This window comes from Dyella flava (assembly GCF_016904955.1).
GTDB classification, from domain to species: Bacteria; Pseudomonadota; Gammaproteobacteria; order Xanthomonadales; family Rhodanobacteraceae; genus Dyella_B; species Dyella_B flava.
Genome location: NZ_JADIKE010000031.1, coordinates 116,229 through 138,057 on the forward strand (window position 1 = coordinate 116,229; position 21,829 = coordinate 138,057).

The window sequence follows — 21,829 nt, forward strand, 5'->3', positions numbered from 1 at the left end:
GCATTGTGATGAATCGCGCCGGCGAAGCTCAAGCCTTGACGACGAACGACTCGCACGCCTGCATCGCCAGTTCGAACGAACGCTTGCGCTTGGCGTGATCGAATATGTTGGCGGTCAGCATCAGCTCGTCCGGACGATGCCGTTCGATAAATGCGGCCAGCCCTTCGCGCACCGTGTCTGCACTACCCACCACCGCACAGGCGAGCGCGTGGTCCACGCTATATCGCTCGGCAGGCGCTGCATAACTTTCGATATTGTCGATCGGCGGCGGGATCAATCCCGGGCGGCCGCGCCGCAAGTTGATGAAGCTCTGCTGTTGGGTGGTAAACAGACGCCTGGCCTCCTGATCGCTTTCGGCCGCCACCACGTTCACGCCGAGCACGGCATGGGGCTTGCTCAAGCGGGCCGACGGCTTGAAGTCACGGCGGTACAGCAGCAGGGCCTCGTCCATCGCATCCGGTGCGAAATGCGAGGCGAAGGCGAACGGCAAACCGAGCGCGGCGGAAAGCTGCGCACTGAACAGACTGGAACCGAGCAACCATACCGGCACCTCCACGCCTGCACCGGGCACCGCACGCACCGCCTGTCCGGGCACGGCGGGCTCGAACAGCGCCAGCAGCTCCCGCACGTCTCGGGGAAAGGTTTCCGCGCCGTCGTGGTAGCGGCGCAAGGCGCGCGCAGTCGGTTGATCCGTGCCCGGCGCACGCCCCAGGCCAAGGTCGATACGTCCCGGGTATAGCGACGCGAGTGTGCCGAACTGCTCGGCCACCTGCAGCGGTGCATGGTTAGGCAACATGATGCCGCCCGCCCCTACCCGGATCCGCGAGGTTCCGCCCGCCACATGTCCGATCAGCACGGCCGTCGCTGCGCTGGCGATGCCGGGCATGTTGTGGTGCTCGGCCAGCCAGTAACGCGTATAGCCAAGCTGCTCGGTCCAGCGCGCCAGGTCGAGCATGTTGGCGAAAGCCTGGGTTGGTGTGCTGCCTTCGGTGACGGGCGCGAGATCGAGTACGGAAAAGGGAATCATGGAGGGGCCTCGGAAGGAAGCTCCCTATCTGGGGACGGCTTGGTGCAATGCCAGTGTGACTTTTGCTTCTCGTGAAAGAAGGACGAGGGTGAGAAGCAGTCCTGTGCGGAAGTGAATCTCGTGCACCAGAGCATCGGAGCGAACGCGCGGTAACCATGATCATCGTGGCAAGCGCAGCCCCTTACCCCAGCCCTCTCCTCGCTCCTCAGAGCCGAGCACATCCATGTGCTCTCCCCGCGTGCCCCGAAGGGAGAGGGTGCATGTACAGCGGAGTGGGATTTTACGCTGCTGCAAAACCTCAGAACGCGGTCTGCGGCGGGTACTCGGCCGTAAAGTCGTTATCCCACAGGAAATTGGTGAACGTCACCGTGGCGGAGATTTCCAACCCTTCCACGAAATGCCAGCAGCCCACCGGCAAAAACAGCACTTCGCCGGGATTCAGCGTGCAGGAAAGCACCTGCACGTCACGCATCTGCGGATAACGTTGCAGGTCAATCTGCCGCGCATCGACATGAGTAAAGCAATGCTCGTGGTTGTAGACATGCGCGATCTCACAGGCGGGCATGAGCAGCACGCGCTTGCGTCCCATCACCTGCGCCATGAAATTGTTGGTGAGATCGTGATGGAACGGCGTGATCGTGCCAGACGGACCGAACCACAGGAATCCCTGGCTTGAGCCGATGCTGCTCAGATACTCGGGAATCTGCACGATGTCCTGCCACAACAGATCGAGGGCCTGGCGATTCTGCCCTTCGTTGTAGGCCGTCATATAGAAGTCGTTGCTGCGATCGGCGCTACGCACCAGCTCGACGTAATCGCCAAACAGCATCGTCTTGCGATGTGCCGTCTTGCGCAATTCGTACTGGGCATCCGCATCGCGGCCGAACTGGATTTCCACTTCACGATCGCCGCAGCGGTCCTTGAAGTAATCGAGTCCCCACTTCGTCAGCGCCGGCCAGTCTTCCATCATGCCGGTGATGATCACCGGGCGTCCGGCGGTGTAATAGGCATTGAGAAATTCTTCGCGCGACAACTGGTGGCGCCGCGGCACCTCGACGTCGCGCAGACGATTCATATGGCGCTGTGTCTCGAGCACCCAGTCGTGCTTGGCCAGGCGATTGCGCAGTCGTTGCGCGCCCGCGATGTACGGGCTGGCCATGGCCTGTTGCAGCTCGTGCACGGCTTCTTCATGCGGGATGCCGGCGCGCAGCATCTGTTCGTAGATGCTTTGCGGCGGCCCATCCAGCAACAGGTTTTCCGCAATCCAGCGGCGCCACTCGTTATCGACGTGGACAACCGGCCTCAACTCGACATGCGCCATGACATCCCCTCGCAACCTTGCCTGGCCCCTTCAGGGGCCGAGCTTAGCGCAGCAGAAGTCGTCAGGAAGTGGATGTTGTCGACGAATCGGCAGACCTGGACAGTGCCCCCGACGGCGCTATCCACAACTGGAATAAAGTTTAACTTTATTTCCCAATTAATTGTTTTATATAAACTTTAATTACGCGCCAAGCGCAGCATCGACGATCTTTTGCGCCTCCCGCAGAATCTCCTGCAGATGCGCCTCGCTCTGGAAGCTCTCGCCGTAGATCTTGTAGATCTCTTCCGTGCCGGATGGGCGCGCCGCAAACCAGCCACTGGCCGCCATCACCTTGATGCCACCGATGGCCGCGTTATTGCCCGGCGCGCGATCCAGCACCTGCTCGATCTTCTCTCCGGCGAGCTCCTGGCTTTGCAACTGCTGCGGCGAAAGCTTGGAAAGCTTCGCCTTCTGCGCCCCGCTGGCGGGTGCATCGATACGGCTGGAGTACGGCTTGCCGAGCACGTCGGTGAGGTCGGCGAAAAGCTGGCCCGGGTCCTTGCCAGTACGCGCGGTCATCTCGGCAGCAAGCAGGGCCGGCACGATGCCGTCCTTGTCGGTAGACCACACCCCGCCGTCGTGGCGCAGCATCGAGGCGCCGGCGCTTTCCTCACAACCAAAGCCCAATGAGCCTTCGAACAAGCCATCGGCGAACCATTTAAAACCGACCGGCACTTCGTACAGCCGGCGACCGAGGCGTTGCGTTACCCGATCGATCAACGAACTGCTGACCACCGTCTTGCCGACACCGGCCTTTTCGTTCCATTGCGGACGATGCCGATAGAGGTAATCCACCATCACCGCCAGGTAGTTGTTCGGCAGCATCAGCCCGCTGCTGCGTGCGACGACGCCGTGACGGTCGTGGTCGGTATCGCAGGCGAACGCCACGTCATAGTGGTCCTTCAGCCCGATCAGACGCTGCATGGCATGCGGCGAAGAAGGATCCATGCGGATCTTGCCGTCCCAGTCCACCGTCATGAATCGAAAAGTGGGATCCACCGTTTCACTGACCACGGTCAGATCGATACCGTAGCGCTGCGCAATCGGCTGCCAGTAATGCACGCCGGCGCCACCCAGCGGATCGACCGCCATGTGCACGCCGGCGTTGCGGATCACCGCAAAGTCGACGATGTTTTGCAGATCATCCACGTACTGCGCGAGGTAATCGTGCTCCTTCACCAGGCCGGAGCGCCGCGCCTGGGCATAGCTGATCCGCTTTACACCATCCAGCCCGGCTTCCAGCAAGGCATTGGCGCGCTGCTGGATCCAGCCGGTGACATCGGTATCGGCCGGACCACCGTTGGGAGGGTTGTATTTGAAGCCGCCATCGCTGGGGGGATTGTGCGAAGGCGTCACCACAATGCCGTCGGCCAATCCCTGTTGGCGGCCGTGGTTATAGACCAGGATGGCGTGCGAGACAGCCGGCGTCGGCGTGTATTCGTCGCCAGCGGAAATCATCACCGGTACATCATTGGCGACCAGCACTTCCAGCGCACTTTCGAACGCCGGGCGAGACAGCGCATGCGTATCGATGCCGATGAACAAGGGACCGTCGATGTGCTTGTACCGGCGGTAATCGCAGATGGCCTGGCTGATGGCCAGTACATGCCATTCGTTGAAGCTGCGGTCGAACGATGAACCGCGATGACCGGAAGTGCCGAATGCCACGCGCTGCGCGGGCGCCGCGGGATCCGGCCGCAGGGCGGCATAGGCGTCCAGCAGTTTCGACACGTCCACCAACAGGGATTCCGGTGCGACCTTACCGGCCAGTTTGTCGACTTTGGCGTTCACGTACGGCCCTCAACCATGGTTATGGCCGTGCATTATCCGCGACGGCCCATAACCCTTTTGTACACGGGATGTTTACCGGTCGCGGTTTGTTCAGGCCGAGGAAACCGCCACGCCGCTCACCAGTGTCGCAGCGAGCGCTTTCAAATCGCCAATCGTGTCGATGGTGTGATCCGGCGCGGGATGGATGCTGGCCAGATCGGCCTTTGCAGCATAGTGCCCCTGCCGCACAAAGACCGTGGTGAGCTTGTCGCCCAGACTGCGCTTCATCGCCGCCAGCAAATTGGGCTTGTCATCCACCATCACATAATGCTGCGCCGGATAACGTGCCTGCATCGCATCCAGCGAAAGCTCCTTGTGCACGAAAATCAGCACCTCGCCACGCACGGCGCCATAGATGCCGGATCGATCGATCTTGTGCGGCTGAAACACGATATCGCCGTCTGACAGGATCACCGCGCGGCCAAGCGTGTTCAGGGCCTCGATGGTCGACAGCGCATGGGGAAACACCTGCTCTTCGAACGGATAATCCAGCAGCCAGGCGGAGGTGGCGAGCAAGCCCGGGCGGGCATCCTGATCGCGCCGGAAGTGTTGCAGTGCGCCGAGGTAATCGGCGTAACCCACGGTATCGCGCAATTGCTCATAGACGGACCAGTAACGATCGCACTCTTCCTGCCCGAATTGCTGCACGAGGTGCGCACGCAGATCCGACGCGAAACGATCGTTGTCCAGCAAGGTGTTATCGACGTCCAACAGAAATACGGTAGAAGATGCGTTTACGGCTTGGGTCACAGCTGATGTCCACGTCATGTTCGCCGCCGTCATCGATCATCGGCTATCGATAACGATCCATAGCCAATGAGCGGGATGCGGCGCGGCTCCGCATGCCCTGGCGGGCCAGGCGGCATCCGGTCTTTGGCTGCCCGATGCGGTTGGCCCACGCTATAAAGCCCGGGCAGTATGCCACCCCGGCGGCTTATCCGGGTCAAAAGCGATATCGCGATAAATTAACGGCCAGCCGTGTCGTGTGCTGATCAGCACCCTTGTTTGCGCCGCGCACAATGCTCTGAATCGCAACCAGCGGACACGGCTCGCCGGACATTTCATGGCGCTCACATTTCCCTTACATCATCGAGGCTTGCGCCGAATCGGTGTTCGAACGAAGATCGGGCCGACGGCCTGACACCGCGGTCGCCGACCATTGGGGATAGACATGCGCTTGCTTCAGGTAATGGGCTGTCTGGTTTCTCTTGTGCTGGTGGGTGCGTTGGCCAAGGCGCCGATGGTTTCCGGGGCAGCGGCAAAATCACCCCATACGTCGCAGGTGTCCGGCGACACACTGTCAACCATTCAAAGGCGCGGCGTGATACGTGTAGGTGTCGCGGTGAACGCGCCCTGGGTGCTGCAAGACAAAGCCGGTCAGTGGATCGGGCTGGATATCGATCTGGCCCGGCAGTTCGCGCAGGACATGCGCTGGCAGATCGAACTGGTGCCGACTACCTGGTCTACGGCTATCGAAGACCTGCGCGCCGGCCGTTTCGACGTGCTCGCCGCAGGCCTGAGCGTGACGCCCCAGCGCGCCTTGCTGTTGAAATACAGCCATCCATATGGCGCGTTCGCGCTGGGCCTGGTGGTGAACCGCAAATCCCTCGGCAAGGATGATCTGCTGACACTGGAAACCGGCGAAGGCAAACACAAGGTCGCCGTGCTTTCGGGCACAGTCACCGCGGCCACGGCCAAGGAATATCTCGGCAATAGCGATCTGCTGGAAATCAACGATGAGAACAAGGCGATCGAGGACCTACGCAATGGCACGCTGGATGGCCTGATTGCCGAACAGCCACTGCCGGATGCGCTTGCGCGTTCCTACCCCGATCAGCTTCACACGCTCGATGTGAGTACGTACGGCAAGACCGCGCATGCGTTTGCGGTACGCAGCGAGGACCAGAACCTGGTGGATGTCGTCAACGCATGGCTGACTTACGAAGACGCTACCGGCTGGATCCAGTCGCGCAAGGAATTCTGGATTCATAGCGCGGCGTGGATTGAGTTGATGGGAACCTGAGGGTACCTGCCTCGCAAAACGGAGGCAGGCACCCGTCAGAAGCATTACAGATGTCCCTGGGTCAACTCGTCCGCAAGACGCGGCAGGTTGTACACCTTGCGTACCGATTCAACCAGCGCGGCGGTGTCCACGGCAACCGCACGGTTGTTGCTGCCGTCGTAGACGAAGTCACCGCCCAGTGAATGGATGTTGCCGTCAAAGATCAGACCGACGGCGTGACCTTCGCGGTCGATCACCGGGCTGCCGGAATTGCCGCCGATAATGTCGTTGTCGGTGACGAAATCCATCGGTGTAGACATATCGAGCTTGCCCTGCGCCTTCACCCAGCTCTCCGGCAGCTTGAACGGATCGGCGCCGGTGGCACGCTTGTACAAGCCGTCGAAATGGGTAAAGGGCGGCACGGGTTCGCCGTTTTCATTCCAGCCCACTACCTTGCCGTAGGAAAGGCGCAGCGTGAACGTCGCATCGGGATAGCTGGTCAACCCATCGCGATCAAACCGGGCCTTGGCGATGGCTTCGTTGGCCTTGTCCGTGGGCGCGACGACTTCGTCTTCATACGCCTTGCGAATCTTGCGCGACTCGGCATCGACCTGGCGGGCCAGCAGGATCATCGGATCATTCGATGCTTCAATCGCCTTTTCGCCGCCATCCCAGAGTTGCTTGCGCACCGCCGGATCAGCCAGCCTGGTGCCGCTGACCAGCTGCTGCGCACGCTGCTCGGGCGAATCCTTGCCGAGCACTTCATGCACGGTCGGATCATCCGCGCCAAGCGTCTGGCGCAGCTTGCCCAGCGACCAGGCCATCAGGGTTTCCTCGTACTGCGGATAAACCGGTACGTCCGATTCCACCGTTTGCTGCACGGCCGGCAGATTCGCATCCCGGTAATCCGGCAAGCGCTCGGCGTCTGGCTTCACACGCTCGGCGGCGGCACGCACCAGCGTGCGCGCATCGTGAAACAGCTCGCCGAACTGGCCGAAACCGATGCCACGCTCAAGCATGGCGTAGCGCATGTAGAGATCCTTGCCGCGTTGTTGGGCGCGGTCGATCTCCGTCCAGGGATCACCGTACTTGGCGCGCCGCTCGGGTGTCGCCGCCATCCATTGTCGCAAGGCGGCATCCTGAGCACGCTTTTGCTCAACGAAATGGTCGTCGGCCAGCGTCTGCAACCAGCCGTTATAGGCTTTGATCGAGTTCTCGATGCCGAACTGCAGCTCCTGCGACTCCTTGCCCTGCTCCGCGCCGCCGCGAGCGTATTCCCACAGCATGCCGCGCAATTCCGACAGCAAGGCATAACCCGGCACGATCTGGAAATCGCGCAAGGCCGACAACTGCGGCCAGGTCAAGCCGCGCCGGGTCGAGCCGGGATTGCCGACCACGAACGTCATATCGCCCGCTTTCGGTCCCTGCGTATCGAACTTGAAGAACTGCGGCGTATTCGCCGGCTTGCCATTGACGTAGGCGCGGAAGAAGGTGACGTCCAGGTCATAGCGCGGAAAGTTGAAATTGTCCGGATCGCCGCCGAAAAACGCGATGCTTTGTTCCGGCGCGAAAACCAGGCGCACATCCTGGTAGCGGCGATACTTGTACAGCGCGTAGCGGCCGCCGTTGTAGAGCGTGATCACATCGCAACGCCAGGTCTTGGCATCGCCGTTCACGCATTGCTGTTCCAGTTTGCTGTCAATGGCGCGTTCGGCCATCACGCGATCCGCACCGCTCTTGCCGGCGGTCGCGGCGCTCACCTGGGCGGTCACGTCGGTAATCGATTCAAGCTGATTGAGTTCGACGTCGGGGCACTTCGGTTCGTCTTCCTGCTTGAGCGCGATGTAGCCGTTGGACATGTAGTCCTCATGCCCCTTGGAAAGCTGGGACAGGCAGGCGTTGGCGCAGTGATGATTGGTCATCACCAGCCCATTGGCCGACACAAACGAACCCGAACAACCTTGCGCCAACCGCAACGCCGCATGTTGCACAAGGTCGATCCACTGCTGGGTGGGAGTGAACCCGTATTGCTGCTGCATCTGCTTGACCGGCAGGTGGTCCATCGTCCACATGCCTTCATCGGCCATGGCCGTGCCTGCCCCGGCCACGAACAGACCGGCCAGCACCAAACCGCACATCTGCTTCATAGCGATCTCCCCTCGTGGGGCAAAGGCCACGGTATGTGCCTTTGCGCCCCACCAGTATGAGATAGCTGTTACAACATAACAATGTGACGCATGGCATGGCCTGGACGCAGTCATTCCACGTCCAGCCTGGAGCTATGCCTTGGCCGCCTCGGCTGCTTTTTCGATCAGCGTGGTCAGCTTCTTATCCAGCTGCAAACCGACCTCGGTCACCTCCGGATGACCGAACTGCCCGAACAGCGAGGACGGCAGATCAAACTCCACCCGCGTCGTCTGTGCATCGATGGCGTAAACCAGCACGGTCAGTGGTGCATACAGCGCGGCACGGATATCGTGACGCGTCATCGAAAACGCCACCAGCGGATTGCCGATGTGATACCGGAACGCCTTTTGCGGCTGTCCATGCAAGGTCGGCAGACGGCCATGATCCTGCATACCGAAGATCATCAGGCCCTGCTCGCCTTGCATGCCTTCGATCAATGCCCACACCGACGCGGCGTCGGTGCCTTGGCGAAGAGCCTGCGGTTCGAAGCGGCCGGCCAGCCGTTCGAGCTCGTGGGTAAAGCTATCGAAAGCCGCTTTTAGGTCGATGACGCTGTGCGAAACAGTGATGGGTTGTGAAGAAGTGATGGTCATGACGATAGTCCAATCATTAATGGTTTTCAGTGTGCACCGGAAGCCGCAGCCGAAGCGTCGTCGCCACCGCCATGTCCGGGCCGTTTGGCGATCCACAGCAAGCCGATCAACACGAGAAACAGGATCGCGGAGATGTAAAACAGATCATCCACGCCCAACTGCGCCGCCTGCTGGTCCAGCACGTAATTGAAAATGCCATAGGCCTGCTGCTGGTTTGTTCCGACGTGCTGCACCTGAGTGGTAAATTGCTGGAACACCGGGTTGTAGTTCGTGGTGACTTCGTTGAGTTGCGCGTGATGCAAAATGGAACGGTGATCCCAGGCGGTCTGGAAAATCGACGTACCAATGCCGCCGCACAAAATGCGCAGGAAGTTGGACAAGCCCGATGCCGCAGCAATGCGCGACGCCGGCAAGCCCGACAAGATGATCCCAAGCAACGGCACAAACAGCGTGGCCAGCCCGACACCCTGGACCAACGTCGGCATGGTCAGCGACCACGGATCCACATCGCTGGTGTAATTGGCGCGCCAGAAAAAGCACGCTGCGAAAGCCAGCAGCGATACGGTCGCAATCAGCCGTGGATCGAAACGTCCGACCAACTTGCCGGTGAATGGCGTCAGCGCCACCGCCACCAGGCCCGCCGGCGCCAGCACCAGGCCCGCATCCGTCGCGCGATAACCGACATTGGTCTGCAACCACAGCGGTAGCAGCACGATATTGGCAAAGTAAAGTCCATACGCCACTGACAAAGCGGCAGCGCCCGCGCTGAAGCTGCGCAGCTTGAATAGACTCAGATCAACGATGGGATGACGATCGGTCAACTCCCACGCCACGAAATACACAAAGGCAAGCGCGGAAGTAGTCGCCAGCGCGATGATCACCGGCGAGTTGAACCAGTCCAGATCCTTGCCCTTGTCCAGCATGATCTGCAACGCGCCCACCCAGACCACCAGCAGGAACAGGCCAACCTTGTCGATCGGCAGCTTGTGCGTGGCCGATTCGCGGTCGCGGAAAATGGCCCATGTGCCGAGGATGGCTAGAATACCCACCGGAATATTGACGTAGAAAATCCACGGCCAGGTGTAATTGTCGGAAATCCAGCCGCCGAGAATGGGGCCCGCCACCGGCGCCGTCAGTGTAGTCATCGACCACAATGCCAAGGCCAGCGGCGCCTTGTTCTTCGGAAAAGCCGCCAGCAGCAGCGACTGCGACAACGGAATCATCGGGCCGGCCACTGCACCTTGCAGCACACGCGAAAACAACAGGAACGGCAGGTTTGGAGCCAGGCCGCACAACCACGATGCAATCACAAAAAGCACCGTGGAGCTCACGAACAGGCGCACCTGACCGAGTCGTTGTGACAACCAGCCCGTCAGCGGCAAGGCGATGGCGTTGGACACTGCAAACGAGGTGATCACCCACGTGCCCTGATCCGACGACACGCCAAGATTGCCGGAAATCGTGGGAATGGAGACGTTGGCGATCGACGTATCGAGCACGTTCATGAAAGTCGCCAGCGATACCGCCACGGTGCCGATCGCCAGCTTCGCGCCCTGCATGGGCGGATGATCGATGTGCTTGTCGCTCATGACACCCGCCCTCAGCGCGCCATCGCAACGTGTTGCGTATCACGCAACGTGCCCGCAGCCACCACCGTCTGCTCGGCATCATCACCGGCATTCTGCGCAATGATCCGGGCGATTTCGCCTTCGGCTTCCACACCGTAGTCGGCGAACACCGGCGTCTGATAGACGGTATTCGGTGCGTTATCCAGCGCAGCGCCGTTTTCGTTATGCAAATCGACCTCTGCAATCACCGACAGGCCGATCCGCAGCGGATGCGCTTCCAGCTCCTTGGGGGCGAGCGCAATGCGCACCGGCAGGCGCTGCACGATCTTGATCCAGTTGCCCGTGGCGTTCTGCGGCGGCAGCAGCGAGAAGGCCGATCCGGTACCGGCAGAGAAGCCCACTACACGACCGTGATAGGTCACCGACGAGCCATAGACATCGGCATGCAACGTCACCGGCTGGCCGACGCGCATATGTTCAAGCTGCACTTCCTTGAAGTTGGCATCCACCCAGATTTCATTCAACGGCACCACCGCCATCAACGGCGTGCCCGGCGCGACGCGCTGGCCGACTTGCACCACCCGTTGTGCCACATAACCGGTGACCGGTGCGGGCAAGGTATTGCGCGCATAGGCGAGGTAGGCATCGCGCACCTTGGCGGCCGCTGCCAGTACATCCGGATGATTGGCAATCGAGACATTCCAGGTCAGCGCCTGGTTGGCTGCCAGCTGCTGATTGGCGGCGTCATAGGCGGCCTGGGCATTGCTCAAGGCATCGCGGGCATGGGTGATTTCTTCCGTCGAAACAGCGCCGGACTGGGCGATGTCCATACGGCGGCGATAGTCTTCCTGCGCACGGGCAAGATCGGCCTTGCGCTGTGCCAGCACGGCGCGGTACTGCAAGTTGTCGACGTAGAGCGTGTGCACCTGGCGCACGGTTTGCCCCAGGGTCGCTTCGGCTTGCTGCAAGGCGATCCGCGCGTCGGCAGGATCGAGCTTCACCAGCGGTTGGCCTTGCTGGATGGTCTGGGTGTTATCGGCGTTGACGGCAATCACTGTGCCGGTCACTTGCGGCGTCACCTGCACGACATTGCCGTTGACATAGGCGTCATCGGTCGATTCGTAGTAGCGCGCGACCAGCAGGTAATACGCCGCGGCGGCGGCAGCAAGGGCGGCCACACCAAGGGTGATGAGGGCGAGGACCCCGCGGCGGCGGCGATTACTCGCTTGACCGCCGTCTTCGACGGGAATGGATGAGGCTTGAGCGTTCATGACAGATTCCAGGAGATGTGAGAAGTCAGAGAGAAAGAAACGGGTTCGCTTGATCAGGGTGACTTGGCCACACGATCGGCCATGGCGATGTTGTCGGGCGCTGTGTAGCCGCCGCCTAGCGCTTGGATCAGGGAAATCTGTGCATCCAGCCGCTGCAGCCGCAACGTCGCCACGCGCTGGCTTTGTTCCAGACGCGCCACATCCGACGACAACACCTGCAGTTGCGGGTCGAGGCCGGCCTTGTAGCGGACGATCTCCAGGTCGTAGGCGCGACGGCTCGCGTCATAGGCGCTTTGCGCGGTGGTCTGCTGCTGTTCGATCGCACGGATCGTCGCCACCTGCGTGGCCACATCATTCAAGGCGCTGATCAAGGTCTGGTCGTAGGCGTCGATCGCCGTGCCGTAATCGGCATAGCGATCCTTGAGCTGCGCGCGCAAGGCGCCACCATCGAACAAAGGCAGATGGATCGCCGGCCCGGCTTGCACCTGTCGGCTGCTGGCATTGAACAGGTGGCCCCAGCCGAAGGCGTCATAACCGAACGCGGCGGCCAGGTTGATATCCGGGAAGAAGTCGGCCTTGGCCACCTTCACATCATGGCCCGCTGCATCGATGCGCCAATGCGCGGCCACGATGTCGGGACGACGGGACAACAGATCGGCCGGCAGACTGTTCGGCAAGGCATCGTCCGGGGCGTCCAGCAATACGGGCCGCGTAATCTGCAGGCCGCGATCGGGGCCTTTGCCGAGCAAGGCGGCCAGTTGGTAACGCGTGGTGGCGATCTGGCCGTCCAGCGCCGATACGTCGGTGCGGGTCGCATCGATGGTGACATCCACCGTGCGGCTTTCCACTTCGTTGTCCAGACCAGTCTGCACACGTTGCTGTGTCAGCGAACCAATCGATTTGCGGCTGACAACCTCGTTCTGCGCAATATCACGCAAGGCGTACAGCAGTGCCAGATGCACATAGGCATGCGCGACGGAGGTCGAAAGAATCAGGCGCGCCTGTTGCTCTTCGGCCTCGACAGCCTTGCGATCGGAAATCGCCGAACGCAGCGCCTCGTGATTCTTGCCCCAGATGTCCAGATCATACGAGGCGCCGAACATCAGCGAGTTTTCGTTCTGCCAGCTGTTGCCGACCGGCGGCGGGAAATACGTGTTGCCGCTGAAGTGCTCGTGGGTAAAGGCATACTTCACATCGGCATTGGGGCCAATGGCGGCGTGCGCCTGCTCCGTATAAGCCGATGCCTTGGCCACACGTGCTTTAGCTTCGGCAAGCGTCGGGCTATTGGCGACCGCTTCGTTGATCAGCGCGGTGAGTTGCGGATCGCCGAATCGTTCAGACCAGTCCATCGATGGCCACACGCCACCTTGGGTGGGAATGCTCACCGCAGACGGATATTCGGACACTGCGGCCGGATGGCTATCGCTGTGAATACCGCGATAGTTCACACACGCGCTGAGGGCGGTAGCAAGCAACGCCACGGCCATCACGCGCAAGGGTAGGCGCGGCGACTTGGAGCGGTGGAAAGTAGAGGCGTTCATAAGTGATGTACCTGAGGAATGACAAAACGGGGCTGGCGATCTCATGCTGTCCGCATGCGGCGGACGTCGCGGTGTCGCGCGGAAGGACGAGCATCGGTCTGGCAGTTGTCTGCCATGCGCTTGAGGCCACGCTGCAAGGTCTGCAGGTCAGGCTTGCTGATGCCCGTGGTAAGCGCGCCAAGAATCTGCTGCGTGATCTGGATGGTGCGTTGCGCGATGCGCCGGGCCTGTCCGGTCAGCGCAATGCGTACGACGCGGCGATCTTCCGTGCAGCGCCTGCGTGTCAGCAGGCCGAGTTTTTCCATCGTATCCAGCGCGTGGCTGATGGTGCTGGCATTGACGCCGACCACGGCAGCCAGGTCATTGCCCAGCATGGCCGGCTCGGTCGCCAGCAACATCAGGATTTCCGCCTGGATGCCGGAGATGTCGAATTCTTTTCTCATGTGCTGAGTCGTCAGTCGCTTGAGCGCCGACGATGTGCGCACCAGCGCATGCGCGACGTTGTCGTGATGACTGCGTGCGGCCATCCGGTGCGCTCTGGCCTTGTTCGCCTTGTTGTCCCGTTCGTCGACGACAGCCAGTGCACCGCGAATGGGTGCGTCAGATGTGTTCTTGCTGGTCTTTGAAGTAGTCACGGGCGTATACCGGCATAAGCGCTATGAGGCGGAGGACTCGACGAGATCACCGGCAGCGCGGCGACCAGCCTGCAGAAAGCGGTCGGACATCTTCGGATCATCGGTAGTGCGCGAGAGAATCATCGTGCCGATCAGGCAGGACACCACCGCCATCGCCTTCGTTTCGCGCTGCGCGGGCTTGATCGACTCCGGCAGGAATTCGCTCACCAGCTTGACCATTTCCGTGATGCCATCAGACATTTGCGCGCGCACCGGCCCTTCGCTACGACCAGCCTCGACAGCCAGCGTGGCCAGCATGCAGCCGCGGATGACGTTGTCGCGATGCAGCGTGCTCAGGTAGCTGTCGACCACGCTACCCAAGCGAGCTCCCTCTGACTGAGTGCCCGCCTTGCGCAAGCGCGCACGCATGCCTTCCAGTCCAAGGGCCAGCGCTTCGCGCGCCAGGTCGTCCTTGGACTCGAAATGGTTATAGAAGCCGCCCTGGGTGAGGCCGATGTCGCTCATCAGCCCGGCAACGCCTACGGCAGCGATGCCTTCGTTGCGGAAGCGCTCTGCTGCCGTTTCGACGATGCGGCGACGAGTGGCCTCCTTGTGTCCTTTTTCGTAACGCATGAGCGGGTTTCCGAAGGGTTGAAATTGCAAAGGTTGCAATTAAATTATGGTCATCATATTGTATGACGTACATCATGTAAAGACCCGGGACGCACTTTTTGGGCGGCCCGGCTTCCCTCCCCACCAAGAGACGACCACTATGAATATCCAAGGCAAAACCGCCCTCGTGACCGGCGCCAACCGCGGCCTGGGCACGGCTTATGCAAAAGCGTTGCTCGCCGCCGGCGCAGGCAAGGTGTATGCGGGCGCGCGCGACCCTTCATCGGTCACCCTGCCCGGCGTGATCCCGGTAAAGCTGGATGTCACCTCACTGGACGACGTCGCGGCCGCCGCGGCGCAATGCGGCGATGTCGACATCCTGATCAACAACGCCGGCATTGCGCTTGGCGGCGTCAAGCTGCTTGAAGGCAACGCCGAGCAGGCGCTGCGCGATCAGCTTGATGTCAACGTATTCGGCATCCTGCATATGAGCCGCGCGTTTGCACCGGTGCTGCGTGCCAATGGTGGCGGCGCCATCGTCAACATGCTGTCTGCGTTGAGCTGGCTGAGCCTGCCAACCAGCGCTACCTACTCCATGTCCAAAGCCGCGGCGTGGGCCTTGACCAACGGGCTTCGCAATGAGCTGCGCGCGCAGGGAACCCTGGTCGTCGGGGTGCATGCCGGATTTATCGATACCGATATGGTTCGCCACGTCGGCGCACCCAAGAGCAAACCTGAAGACATCGCCCAGCGCGTGATCGCAGGCTTGCTCATTGGTGACGAGGAAGTATTGGCCGACGCGACGTCCCAACAGGTAAAAGCGAGTTTTGCGCTCCCATCCCCGGCCTATCTCGCTGCCCAGAACGGCTGATATTTCTTCCACGGTGACTCTTATGAAAACCATTCAACGCGTCGCCATTCTGGGCGGCGACAGGATTCCTTTTGCGCGCTACAACACCGCCTACAAGGATCTGTCCAACAAGCAGATGCTGACCCAGGCATTCACGCAGCTGGTGCGCCGTTTCGACCTGCAAGGCCAGCGCATCGGCGAAGTGGTCGGTGGCGCCGTACTCAAGCATGCCCGCGATTTCAACCTCACCCGCGAAAGCATGCTCGGCAGTGGCCTGTCGCCACAAACGCCGGCTTATGATTTGCAACAAGCCTGTGCCACCTCGATCCAGGCGTCGGTCGCCGTTGCCAACAAGATTGCGCTCGGACAGATCGACGTGGGCATTGCCGGCGGCGTGGATTCGGCGTCAGACCTGCCGCTGGCGGTATCGGATGACCAGCGCGATCTGTTCCGCGAGCTTTCCGCTGCACGCACGACCACTGCCCGCCTCAAGGCATGGAGCAAGCTGCGGCCATCCATGCTCCGTCCCCAAGTGGCGGATGTCGACGAACCACGCACCGGCCTGTCGATGGGGCAGCATACCGAGCGCATGGTGCGCGAATGGAACATCAGCCGCGAGGAACAGGATGCGCTGGCGCTGGCCAGTCACCGCAATGGACTGGCCGCCTATGCACGCGGCTTCTACAAGGATCTGGTAACGCCCTTTGGCGGTCTGGAGCGTGACGGCATCCTGCGCCCGGACACCTCCATGGAACGCCTTGCCAGGCTTGCGCCTGCCTACGACAAGACCTCTGGCAAGGGCACGCTGACGGCCGGCAACTCCACGCCGTTGACCGATGGCGCCGCGAGCGTGCTGCTGGTCAGCGAAGCCTGGGCCGCCGCCAGCCATCATCAGCCGCTGGCCTGGTTTGTCGATGCCGAAACCGCTGCAGTGGATTTCTTCACCCAGCAATCCGAAGGGTTGTTGATGGCGCCCGCGCATGCCGTTGCACGATTGCTGGCACGCAACAACCTGACGCTCGGCGATTTCGATTACTACGAAATCCATGAGGCTTTCACGGGCCAGGTGCTGTGCACCCTTAAAGCCTGGGAAAGCGCCGAGTACTGCCGCGAGCACCTGGGATTGGCTGCGCCGCTCGGCAGCATTGATCGCTCACGCCTGAACGTCAACGGCGGCTCGGTAGGGCTGGGGCACCCGTTTGCTGCCACCGGCGCGCGTATCGTGGCGGCAGCAGCCAAGCAGTTGGCGGAACACCGCGCCGCCACCGGCCGCAGCGGGCGCACGCTGATTTCGGTCTGTGCCGCCGGAGGCCTGAGCGTGGCGGCCATTCTGGAAGGCTGAATAGCCCTCCGGTAGCGTCAGTGCGCGTGGCCTGACGCTATCGGGGATGGATTCAGCGCAACATCGTCCGGCAGCGACAGCCGGTCGATGTCGTAACCGGCATCGGCCCAGGCATCCAATCCACCCAGCAAGGGACGAACACGACGGTAGCCCAGCATCATCAGCCCCTTGGCGGCCTTCGCGGCCGAAACCTCATTGGGGCAACTGCAATAGATCACGATTTCCTGCTCGATCGACACCTTTTGCAGGTCCTCGTCGACGCCACGCAGATCCGCCATCAGGGCGCCGGGAATAATGCGGTTATCCACCACGCGCGCCGCCTGCGAACGCACATCGACCACCACGGGTTTGCGCTCGTCTTCCATCAGCTTGTTCAGCTCTTCCACCGTGATGCGCGCCAGGCGCAGCGACAGCAGCAACTTCCGCCGCTGCCACCATTTCACCAGGATATAGGCCAGCAAGCCGGCCACAATGATTTCGATCGCGACAGTACCCGCGCTGGCCAGTATGAGCAGCAGATGATCGATCTGATGAGCGAAGGCATAGCCCAGGGCGACCATCACGCCGATCCAGAGCAGCGAACCGAGGCCATCCATCAGCACAAAGATCTGTGGCCGCAGCCGCATCGCGCCCACCAGCGGCGGGGCGATGGTGGACAATCCCGGCACGAATTTCGCCACCAGCAGAATCTGCCCGCGCCAGCGCTGGAAGCGCAGCTCGGACTGCTTCACGCAAGAGTCCGGCGAAAGCGAAATGCGACAGAGCGTGCGCATCACCGTTGCGCCGAAGTAGCGTCCGGCCCAATACCAGGCCAGGTCGGCCAGCAGGCAGGCCACCAGCGCCACCAGCACCACCGCGCCCAGCGGCAGCTTGCCGATCGAGGACAAGGCCCCGGCTATCACCAGGGTGGGCACAGCTGGAATCGGCGCACCGGCCTGCTCCGCCAGCACGTTGAGGAAGACCAGCAACAAGCCGTATTCCGCGATCAATTCGATAATCGCATGGGTCACCGGACCGTCCCTCGATAGAATTCCACCATGTCGGTGTGCGCATCGTTGGGGCAATCGGCGCCGATTGCAAGCAGCAAGCAGGGGCTGCGCGGCCAAACCGCGAGCCCCTGCCGAAAAAGATGTTTTGAAGACTTATCGGGGCGAATCTTCCGCCAGCAGGCTACGGAAGATGAGGCCGCCCACCGCGCCGCCGATCAACGGCACCACCCAGAACATCCACAGCTGCTGGACCGCCCAAGTGCCCTGGAAAAGGGCTACGCCAGTGCTGCGGGCCGGGTTCACGGAGGTATTGGTGATCGGGATGCTGATCAGGTGGATGATGGTCAGCGTCAGGCCAATCGCCAGCGGGCCGAAACCGGGCGGTGCACGGCGGTCGGTTGAACCGTGGATCACTATCACGAACATGGCGCTGAGTACGAACTCACTGACCATACAGGCCAGCAGCGAATAACCGCCCGGTGAATGTTCGCCGTAGCCGTTGGAAGCGAATCCGCTGGCCGTTGCATCGAAGCCAGGCTTGCCCGAGGCAATGACGTAGATCACCGCGGCCGCGAGGATGGCGCCAAGGACCTGCACGACGATATAGGGAATGACATCCTTGCCGCTGAAGCGCCCGCCGAAGAATAGACCGACTGTCACGGCTGGATTGAAATGCGCCCCGGAAATGCCGGCACAGGCATAGGCCATCGTCACCACCGTAAGGCCGAACGCAAGCGCAACACCAAGAAAACCGATACCGAGCTGAGGAAATGCGGCGTCAAATACCGCACTGCCGCAACCACCAAGTACCAGCCAGAACGTTCCGAAAAACTCGGCACTGAGTCGTTTGAACATGAGTGTCTCCGAATCAATAGAAATGATGAGCGCATCACGCAATGCGAGGTTGGCTGCCAATTTCTTTATTGCGACGTCTGCTGTCCCCCGGAGGCCACGCTGCGATCCACGCGGTGGCAGAACGCGTAATACCACGCGGTCATGCGGTGCGGAAGCCTTTATTCGCACTGCAACACGCGAGCTAAGTTTTGTGAGTACGAGGTGAAAAGTGCGCTGTGGCGTGTGCGCCCTGCTTATGGCGGATAAAGCCCGCCCGAGTCCCAAGCCGCGAATACCCTGCCGTCGTGTCTAGGGCCCGCTAGCGCTATTGGCAACGCGAGCTACGCCAATAGTGCTAACAGGCCCTAGGATGGCCATCCAGTCACCGCACCTCCAGGCACGCCAGGCATGCACAACGATACGAACCCTGAAACCTGCATCCTGGAAAGCTGGCATAAAAATGCCGATGCATGGACGCACACCGTGCGTCATGGCCATATTGAAAGCCGGCGTCTGGTCACTGACCGGGCGATCATCGACGCCGTCCTTGCCGGCCGGCCCCGCTCGGCGCTGGACTTGGGATGTGGCGAAGGCTGGCTGGTGCGTGCGCTGAGCGCATGCGGGATTTCGGCCATCGGCGTGGATGCCGTACCGGCGCTGATTGACCGCGCGCGCGAATTGGGCGGCGACTTTCGCCTCGCTTCCTACGAGGATGTCGTGGCTGGACAGCTATCGCTCAAGGCCGATGTGCTGGTGTGCAATTTCGCCTTGCTGGGCAAGACTTCCGTCGAGCAGCTGCTGGCATCTCTGCCGCGCATGCTGCAAGACGGCGGCCGCCTGGTCGTGCAGACCGTGCACCCACTGATGGCCTGCGGCGAACACGCCTACGTTGACGGCTGGAGACGGGAAGAATGGGTGGGATTCGGCTCGGCGTTTCCCTCGCCTGCGCCGTGGTACTTCAGGACACTGGCAAGCTGGATGGCCTTGTTTGCGGAATCGGGCTGGCAACTATGCGAAATGCGCGAACCGCTGCATCCGGGCACCGGCAAGCCGGCTTCGGTGATCTTTATCGTGCAGAGGGCGGCAGCGCTACAACGTCGATAACGACATGGGCTGCGTAAAACCGGGATGCGTCGCTTCGCAGTAACGCATCCCGAGGTTTCCGGGCCGGTGCGCATGCGCCCGGCCCGGAATGAGGATCAGAGCGCCGCGTCCTTGAGCTTCTTCAGCGGACGGATCTTCACCTTCACGGTGGCGGGCTTCGCAGCGAACCACTGCTCTTCCTTCGTGAAGGGGTTGATGCCCTTGCGCTTCGGCTTGGCCGGAACGTTGACGGCAGTGATCTTCAGCAGGCCCGGCAGGGTGAACACGCCGGCACCCTTCTTGTGAATCGACGCGTGTGCAACACCTTCGAGCGCGGAAAGCACCGCGCGCACTTCCTTGGATGCAACACCGGTGGTTTCAGCCAGGTGTGCAACCAGACCCGACTTGCTCAGTGCTTCCTTGATCGGCTTCGGAGCTGCGGCGGCTTTGGATGCCGTTTTGCCTTTTGCTGCCTTCTTTGCCATGGACTACCCCATCGTTATTTGGTTTGTTGAATTGCCTCTCGGCGAGCTGAAATGTAGGGGAAATTTATGGCGTCGCCAACTAGCAAATGCAAAAAAACCTATAAAAGGTGCATTCAGCGGCTGCTGGACCGCCCCGGAGCCTAGCGGAGCACGCTTTTTACCAGCATAAAAAGGGCAACGGCCACGACGATGGCCGCGAAAAGGATGCTCAGCGCACCGCGCTTTCTGGACAAATTCTGAGCACCCAACATGCCCAGCCAACCACCCACGATGCCGCCGGCGATGAACTCCAGTGCGACCGGCCAGGCCACCCATCCCGAAACGGCATAGTTGACCGCCGCCGTAAAAGCAAAGGCCCCCACGCAGAACAGTGACGTGCCGATCGCATCGATCATCCCCATGCCACTGGCAAAAACCAGTCCTGGCACGATCAGGAAGCCACCGCCAATACCGAAGAATCCAGACAGGCTTCCTGCCCCCAATCCAACGATACCCAGGCGGGGAAACATGTATCTGCGTGGATAGCCGGTGCCGTCGTGCCCACGCCTGCCCCGCAACATCAAGGCGGCAATGACCATCATCAGCAATGCAAACAGCACCAGCAGATGATGGCCATCGATGATCTTGCCGAGACTGGACCCAAGAAAGGCACCCAGTACACCGGTGGCCGCAAACATGAAAGCCGCCGGCCAGCGCACATTCCCTGCCCTGGCATGTGGAATCAGGTTGGCAAAGGCGTTGGCGGCGACCGCCAGTGCGCTGGTGCCGATGGCGACATGCGGATCGCGCAGCCCGACAACGTAAAGCAACAACGGTACGGCCAGGATCGATCCGCCGCCACCAATCAGCGCAAGCGAAAAACCCACTGCGGAACCGCAGAGCATGGCTAGCAAATGGTGCAACAGGGTCGGATCCATGGTGTGGTGCATCAACGAACCAAGTGGCCATTAAACCCTAAACCGAAGCTCCGCACCCTGGTCCCAAAGTTGGCCTGTCGCGGAGCGTTCGCATGAAACTGCCGCCGTCCACACTGGCGATCAATGCGATGTTTCGCCACTGCCGTCGTGCGCCCCTTGCTTGCCTGCGCCCATATCCATGTCCATATCGTTGTCCGGCGGCGCCTTGGCAACGACGTCCTTGTATTGCGCCGGCGTCATGCCTGGAAGCTTTTGCAGGAAGGCCACCATGCTCCAGATGGTCGGGTCATCATGCGTCGCGCCCCACGCCGGCATACCGCTCATCTTGACGCCGTGCTTGATGATCCAGAATGCCTCACGCGGCTCGATCCGCTGCTGCGAGAGATTGGGTGGCTGCGGATACAGGCCCGCACGAATTTCCGAATCGCTCATGCCTGGCGCAAGATGACAACCGGTGCACATGGCGGCGTACTGCCCGGCGCCTTTCAGAATCAGCGTGGGATCGTCCAGATTGGGCACGCTGATGTCCCTGGCATGCCGTTGCACGGAGTGCTCACGCACCATCGTGAGGAAGCGATAGGTAAGCGGCTCGTGCGGCGAATCGGCGCCGATGTTGTAGAAGCCGGACCAGGCATAGGCGTAGGCCAGCAAGCCCAGCACCACGACACCGGCCACCATGCTGGTGCGATATTCAATACGTCGCTTCATGGGATGTCCTAGGGAC

At 61.3% G+C, this 21,829-nt stretch carries 20 protein-coding genes; 4 read left to right on the forward strand and 16 right to left on the reverse strand.

Features of this window, described 5'->3' with window-relative positions; all coding sequences use genetic code 11:
* Positions 1 to 28: 28 nt before the first annotated feature.
* The 4 genes from ISP19_RS07100 to ISP19_RS07115 all read right to left on the reverse strand — a co-directional run bounded on the left by ISP19_RS07100 (position 29) and on the right by ISP19_RS07115 (position 4,967).
* A complete protein-coding gene (locus ISP19_RS07100) occupies positions 29 to 1,027 on the reverse strand; it encodes an LLM class flavin-dependent oxidoreductase (RefSeq protein ID WP_204680665.1) in 999 nt (332 codons plus the stop codon).
* 298 nt (positions 1,028 to 1,325) lie between these two features.
* On the reverse strand, positions 1,326 to 2,348 hold the full coding sequence (locus tag ISP19_RS07105; protein WP_204680666.1) for a cupin-like domain-containing protein: 1,023 nt from the start codon (positions 2,346 to 2,348) through the stop codon (positions 1,326 to 1,328).
* A 180-nt stretch (positions 2,349 to 2,528) separates the two neighbouring features.
* Complete coding sequence (gene pgm / locus ISP19_RS07110) at positions 2,529 to 4,178, reverse strand: phosphoglucomutase (alpha-D-glucose-1,6-bisphosphate-dependent) (RefSeq protein WP_204680667.1); 1,650 nt, start codon at positions 4,176 to 4,178, stop codon at positions 2,529 to 2,531.
* A 90-nt stretch (positions 4,179 to 4,268) separates the two neighbouring features.
* On the reverse strand, positions 4,269 to 4,967 hold the full coding sequence (locus ISP19_RS07115; RefSeq protein ID WP_284385185.1) for an HAD family hydrolase: 699 nt from the start codon (positions 4,965 to 4,967) through the stop codon (positions 4,269 to 4,271).
* Between the two features lie 421 nt (positions 4,968 to 5,388).
* Here ISP19_RS07115 and ISP19_RS07120 point away from each other — a divergent pair, with 421 nt between their 5' ends.
* Positions 5,389 to 6,240, forward strand: a complete 852-nt coding sequence (locus tag ISP19_RS07120; RefSeq protein ID WP_204680669.1) for a substrate-binding periplasmic protein — start codon at positions 5,389 to 5,391, stop codon at positions 6,238 to 6,240.
* 44 nt (positions 6,241 to 6,284) lie between these two features.
* On the opposite strand, the gene ISP19_RS07125 is transcribed toward ISP19_RS07120, so the two are convergent.
* The 7 genes from ISP19_RS07125 to ISP19_RS07155 form a co-directional block, all read right to left on the reverse strand.
* Positions 6,285 to 8,366 carry a S46 family peptidase gene (locus ISP19_RS07125; RefSeq protein ID WP_239556616.1) on the reverse strand — a complete coding sequence of 694 codons (2,082 nt, stop codon included), beginning with the start codon at positions 8,364 to 8,366 and terminating at the stop codon, positions 6,285 to 6,287.
* A gap of 132 nt (positions 8,367 to 8,498) precedes the next feature.
* Positions 8,499 to 8,999 (reverse strand): DUF302 domain-containing protein, encoded by a 501-nt coding sequence (locus tag ISP19_RS07130; protein WP_204680670.1) that lies wholly within the window; start codon positions 8,997 to 8,999, stop codon positions 8,499 to 8,501.
* Positions 9,000 to 9,025: 26 nt separating this feature from the next.
* A complete protein-coding gene (locus ISP19_RS07135; protein ID WP_204680671.1) occupies positions 9,026 to 10,588 on the reverse strand; it encodes a DHA2 family efflux MFS transporter permease subunit in 1,563 nt (520 codons plus the stop codon).
* Positions 10,589 to 10,599: 11 nt separating this feature from the next.
* Entirely contained in the window at positions 10,600 to 11,838 is a 1,239-nt protein-coding gene (locus tag ISP19_RS07140; protein WP_204680672.1) for an HlyD/EmrA/EmrK family protein, read from the reverse strand.
* A gap of 53 nt (positions 11,839 to 11,891) precedes the next feature.
* The gene (locus tag ISP19_RS07145; protein ID WP_204680673.1) at positions 11,892 to 13,379 is read right to left on the reverse strand and encodes an efflux transporter outer membrane subunit; all 1,488 of its coding nucleotides are present in this window, start codon (positions 13,377 to 13,379) and stop codon (positions 11,892 to 11,894) included.
* A 41-nt stretch (positions 13,380 to 13,420) separates the two neighbouring features.
* Positions 13,421 to 14,014: a MarR family winged helix-turn-helix transcriptional regulator gene (locus tag ISP19_RS21260; RefSeq protein ID WP_204680674.1), complete on the reverse strand. Its 594-nt coding sequence runs from the start codon at positions 14,012 to 14,014 to the stop codon at positions 13,421 to 13,423.
* Between the two features lie 21 nt (positions 14,015 to 14,035).
* Positions 14,036 to 14,626 (reverse strand): TetR/AcrR family transcriptional regulator, encoded by a 591-nt coding sequence (locus ISP19_RS07155; protein ID WP_204680675.1) that lies wholly within the window; start codon positions 14,624 to 14,626, stop codon positions 14,036 to 14,038.
* A 139-nt stretch (positions 14,627 to 14,765) separates the two neighbouring features.
* On the opposite strand from ISP19_RS07155, the gene ISP19_RS07160 reads away from it, so the two are divergent.
* Both ISP19_RS07160 and ISP19_RS07165 read left to right on the forward strand, forming a co-directional pair.
* Complete coding sequence (locus ISP19_RS07160; protein WP_204680676.1) at positions 14,766 to 15,476, forward strand: SDR family oxidoreductase; 711 nt, start codon at positions 14,766 to 14,768, stop codon at positions 15,474 to 15,476.
* 22 nt (positions 15,477 to 15,498) lie between these two features.
* Positions 15,499 to 16,797 carry an acetyl-CoA C-acetyltransferase gene (locus ISP19_RS07165; RefSeq protein ID WP_204680677.1) on the forward strand — a complete coding sequence of 433 codons (1,299 nt, stop codon included), beginning with the start codon at positions 15,499 to 15,501 and terminating at the stop codon, positions 16,795 to 16,797.
* Positions 16,798 to 16,814: 17 nt separating this feature from the next.
* On the opposite strand, the gene ISP19_RS07170 is transcribed toward ISP19_RS07165, so the two are convergent.
* Both ISP19_RS07170 and aqpZ read right to left on the reverse strand, forming a co-directional pair.
* A complete protein-coding gene (locus ISP19_RS07170) occupies positions 16,815 to 17,807 on the reverse strand; it encodes a VTT domain-containing protein (protein WP_204680678.1) in 993 nt (330 codons plus the stop codon).
* A 132-nt stretch (positions 17,808 to 17,939) separates the two neighbouring features.
* Positions 17,940 to 18,641, reverse strand: a complete 702-nt coding sequence (gene aqpZ / locus ISP19_RS07175; protein ID WP_204680679.1) for an aquaporin Z — start codon at positions 18,639 to 18,641, stop codon at positions 17,940 to 17,942.
* 387 nt (positions 18,642 to 19,028) lie between these two features.
* On the opposite strand from aqpZ, the gene ISP19_RS07180 reads away from it, so the two are divergent.
* Positions 19,029 to 19,724, forward strand: coding sequence for a class I SAM-dependent methyltransferase (locus tag ISP19_RS07180; protein WP_204680680.1), 696 nt, complete (start codon positions 19,029 to 19,031; stop codon positions 19,722 to 19,724).
* A gap of 95 nt (positions 19,725 to 19,819) precedes the next feature.
* Here ISP19_RS07180 and ISP19_RS07185 read toward each other — a convergent pair whose 3' ends face one another.
* The 3 genes from ISP19_RS07185 to ISP19_RS07195 form a co-directional block, all read right to left on the reverse strand.
* Entirely contained in the window at positions 19,820 to 20,188 is a 369-nt protein-coding gene (locus ISP19_RS07185) for an HU family DNA-binding protein (protein WP_204680681.1), read from the reverse strand.
* A gap of 140 nt (positions 20,189 to 20,328) precedes the next feature.
* A complete protein-coding gene (locus ISP19_RS07190) occupies positions 20,329 to 21,093 on the reverse strand; it encodes a sulfite exporter TauE/SafE family protein (RefSeq protein ID WP_379946189.1) in 765 nt (254 codons plus the stop codon).
* A 132-nt stretch (positions 21,094 to 21,225) separates the two neighbouring features.
* Positions 21,226 to 21,813 carry a c-type cytochrome gene (locus tag ISP19_RS07195; protein ID WP_204680682.1) on the reverse strand — a complete coding sequence of 196 codons (588 nt, stop codon included), beginning with the start codon at positions 21,811 to 21,813 and terminating at the stop codon, positions 21,226 to 21,228.
* Positions 21,814 to 21,829: the final 16 nt, after the last annotated feature.

Coding starts and splice junctions, on each gene's coding strand:
- ISP19_RS07100 (WP_204680665.1), bottom strand. CDS start 1,027: ATGATTCCCTTTTCCGTACTCGATCTCGCGCCCGTCACCGAAGGCAGC.
- ISP19_RS07105 (WP_204680666.1), bottom strand. CDS start 2,348: ATGGCGCATGTCGAGTTGAGGCCGGTTGTCCACGTCGATAACGAGTGG.
- ISP19_RS07120 (WP_204680669.1), top strand. CDS start 5,389: ATGCGCTTGCTTCAGGTAATGGGCTGTCTGGTTTCTCTTGTGCTGGTG.
- ISP19_RS07125 (WP_239556616.1), bottom strand. CDS start 8,366: ATGAAGCAGATGTGCGGTTTGGTGCTGGCCGGTCTGTTCGTGGCCGGG.
- ISP19_RS07130 (WP_204680670.1), bottom strand. CDS start 8,999: ATGACCATCACTTCTTCACAACCCATCACTGTTTCGCACAGCGTCATC.
- ISP19_RS07135 (WP_204680671.1), bottom strand. CDS start 10,588: ATGAGCGACAAGCACATCGATCATCCGCCCATGCAGGGCGCGAAGCTG.
- ISP19_RS07140 (WP_204680672.1), bottom strand. CDS start 11,838: ATGAACGCTCAAGCCTCATCCATTCCCGTCGAAGACGGCGGTCAAGCG.
- ISP19_RS07145 (WP_204680673.1), bottom strand. CDS start 13,379: ATGAACGCCTCTACTTTCCACCGCTCCAAGTCGCCGCGCCTACCCTTG.
- ISP19_RS07155 (WP_204680675.1), bottom strand. CDS start 14,626: ATGCGTTACGAAAAAGGACACAAGGAGGCCACTCGTCGCCGCATCGTC.
- ISP19_RS07160 (WP_204680676.1), top strand. CDS start 14,766: ATGAATATCCAAGGCAAAACCGCCCTCGTGACCGGCGCCAACCGCGGC.
- ISP19_RS07165 (WP_204680677.1), top strand. CDS start 15,499: ATGAAAACCATTCAACGCGTCGCCATTCTGGGCGGCGACAGGATTCCT.
- aqpZ (WP_204680679.1), bottom strand. CDS start 18,641: ATGTTCAAACGACTCAGTGCCGAGTTTTTCGGAACGTTCTGGCTGGTA.
- ISP19_RS07180 (WP_204680680.1), top strand. CDS start 19,029: ATGCACAACGATACGAACCCTGAAACCTGCATCCTGGAAAGCTGGCAT.
- ISP19_RS07185 (WP_204680681.1), bottom strand. CDS start 20,188: ATGGCAAAGAAGGCAGCAAAAGGCAAAACGGCATCCAAAGCCGCCGCA.
- ISP19_RS07195 (WP_204680682.1), bottom strand. CDS start 21,813: ATGAAGCGACGTATTGAATATCGCACCAGCATGGTGGCCGGTGTCGTG.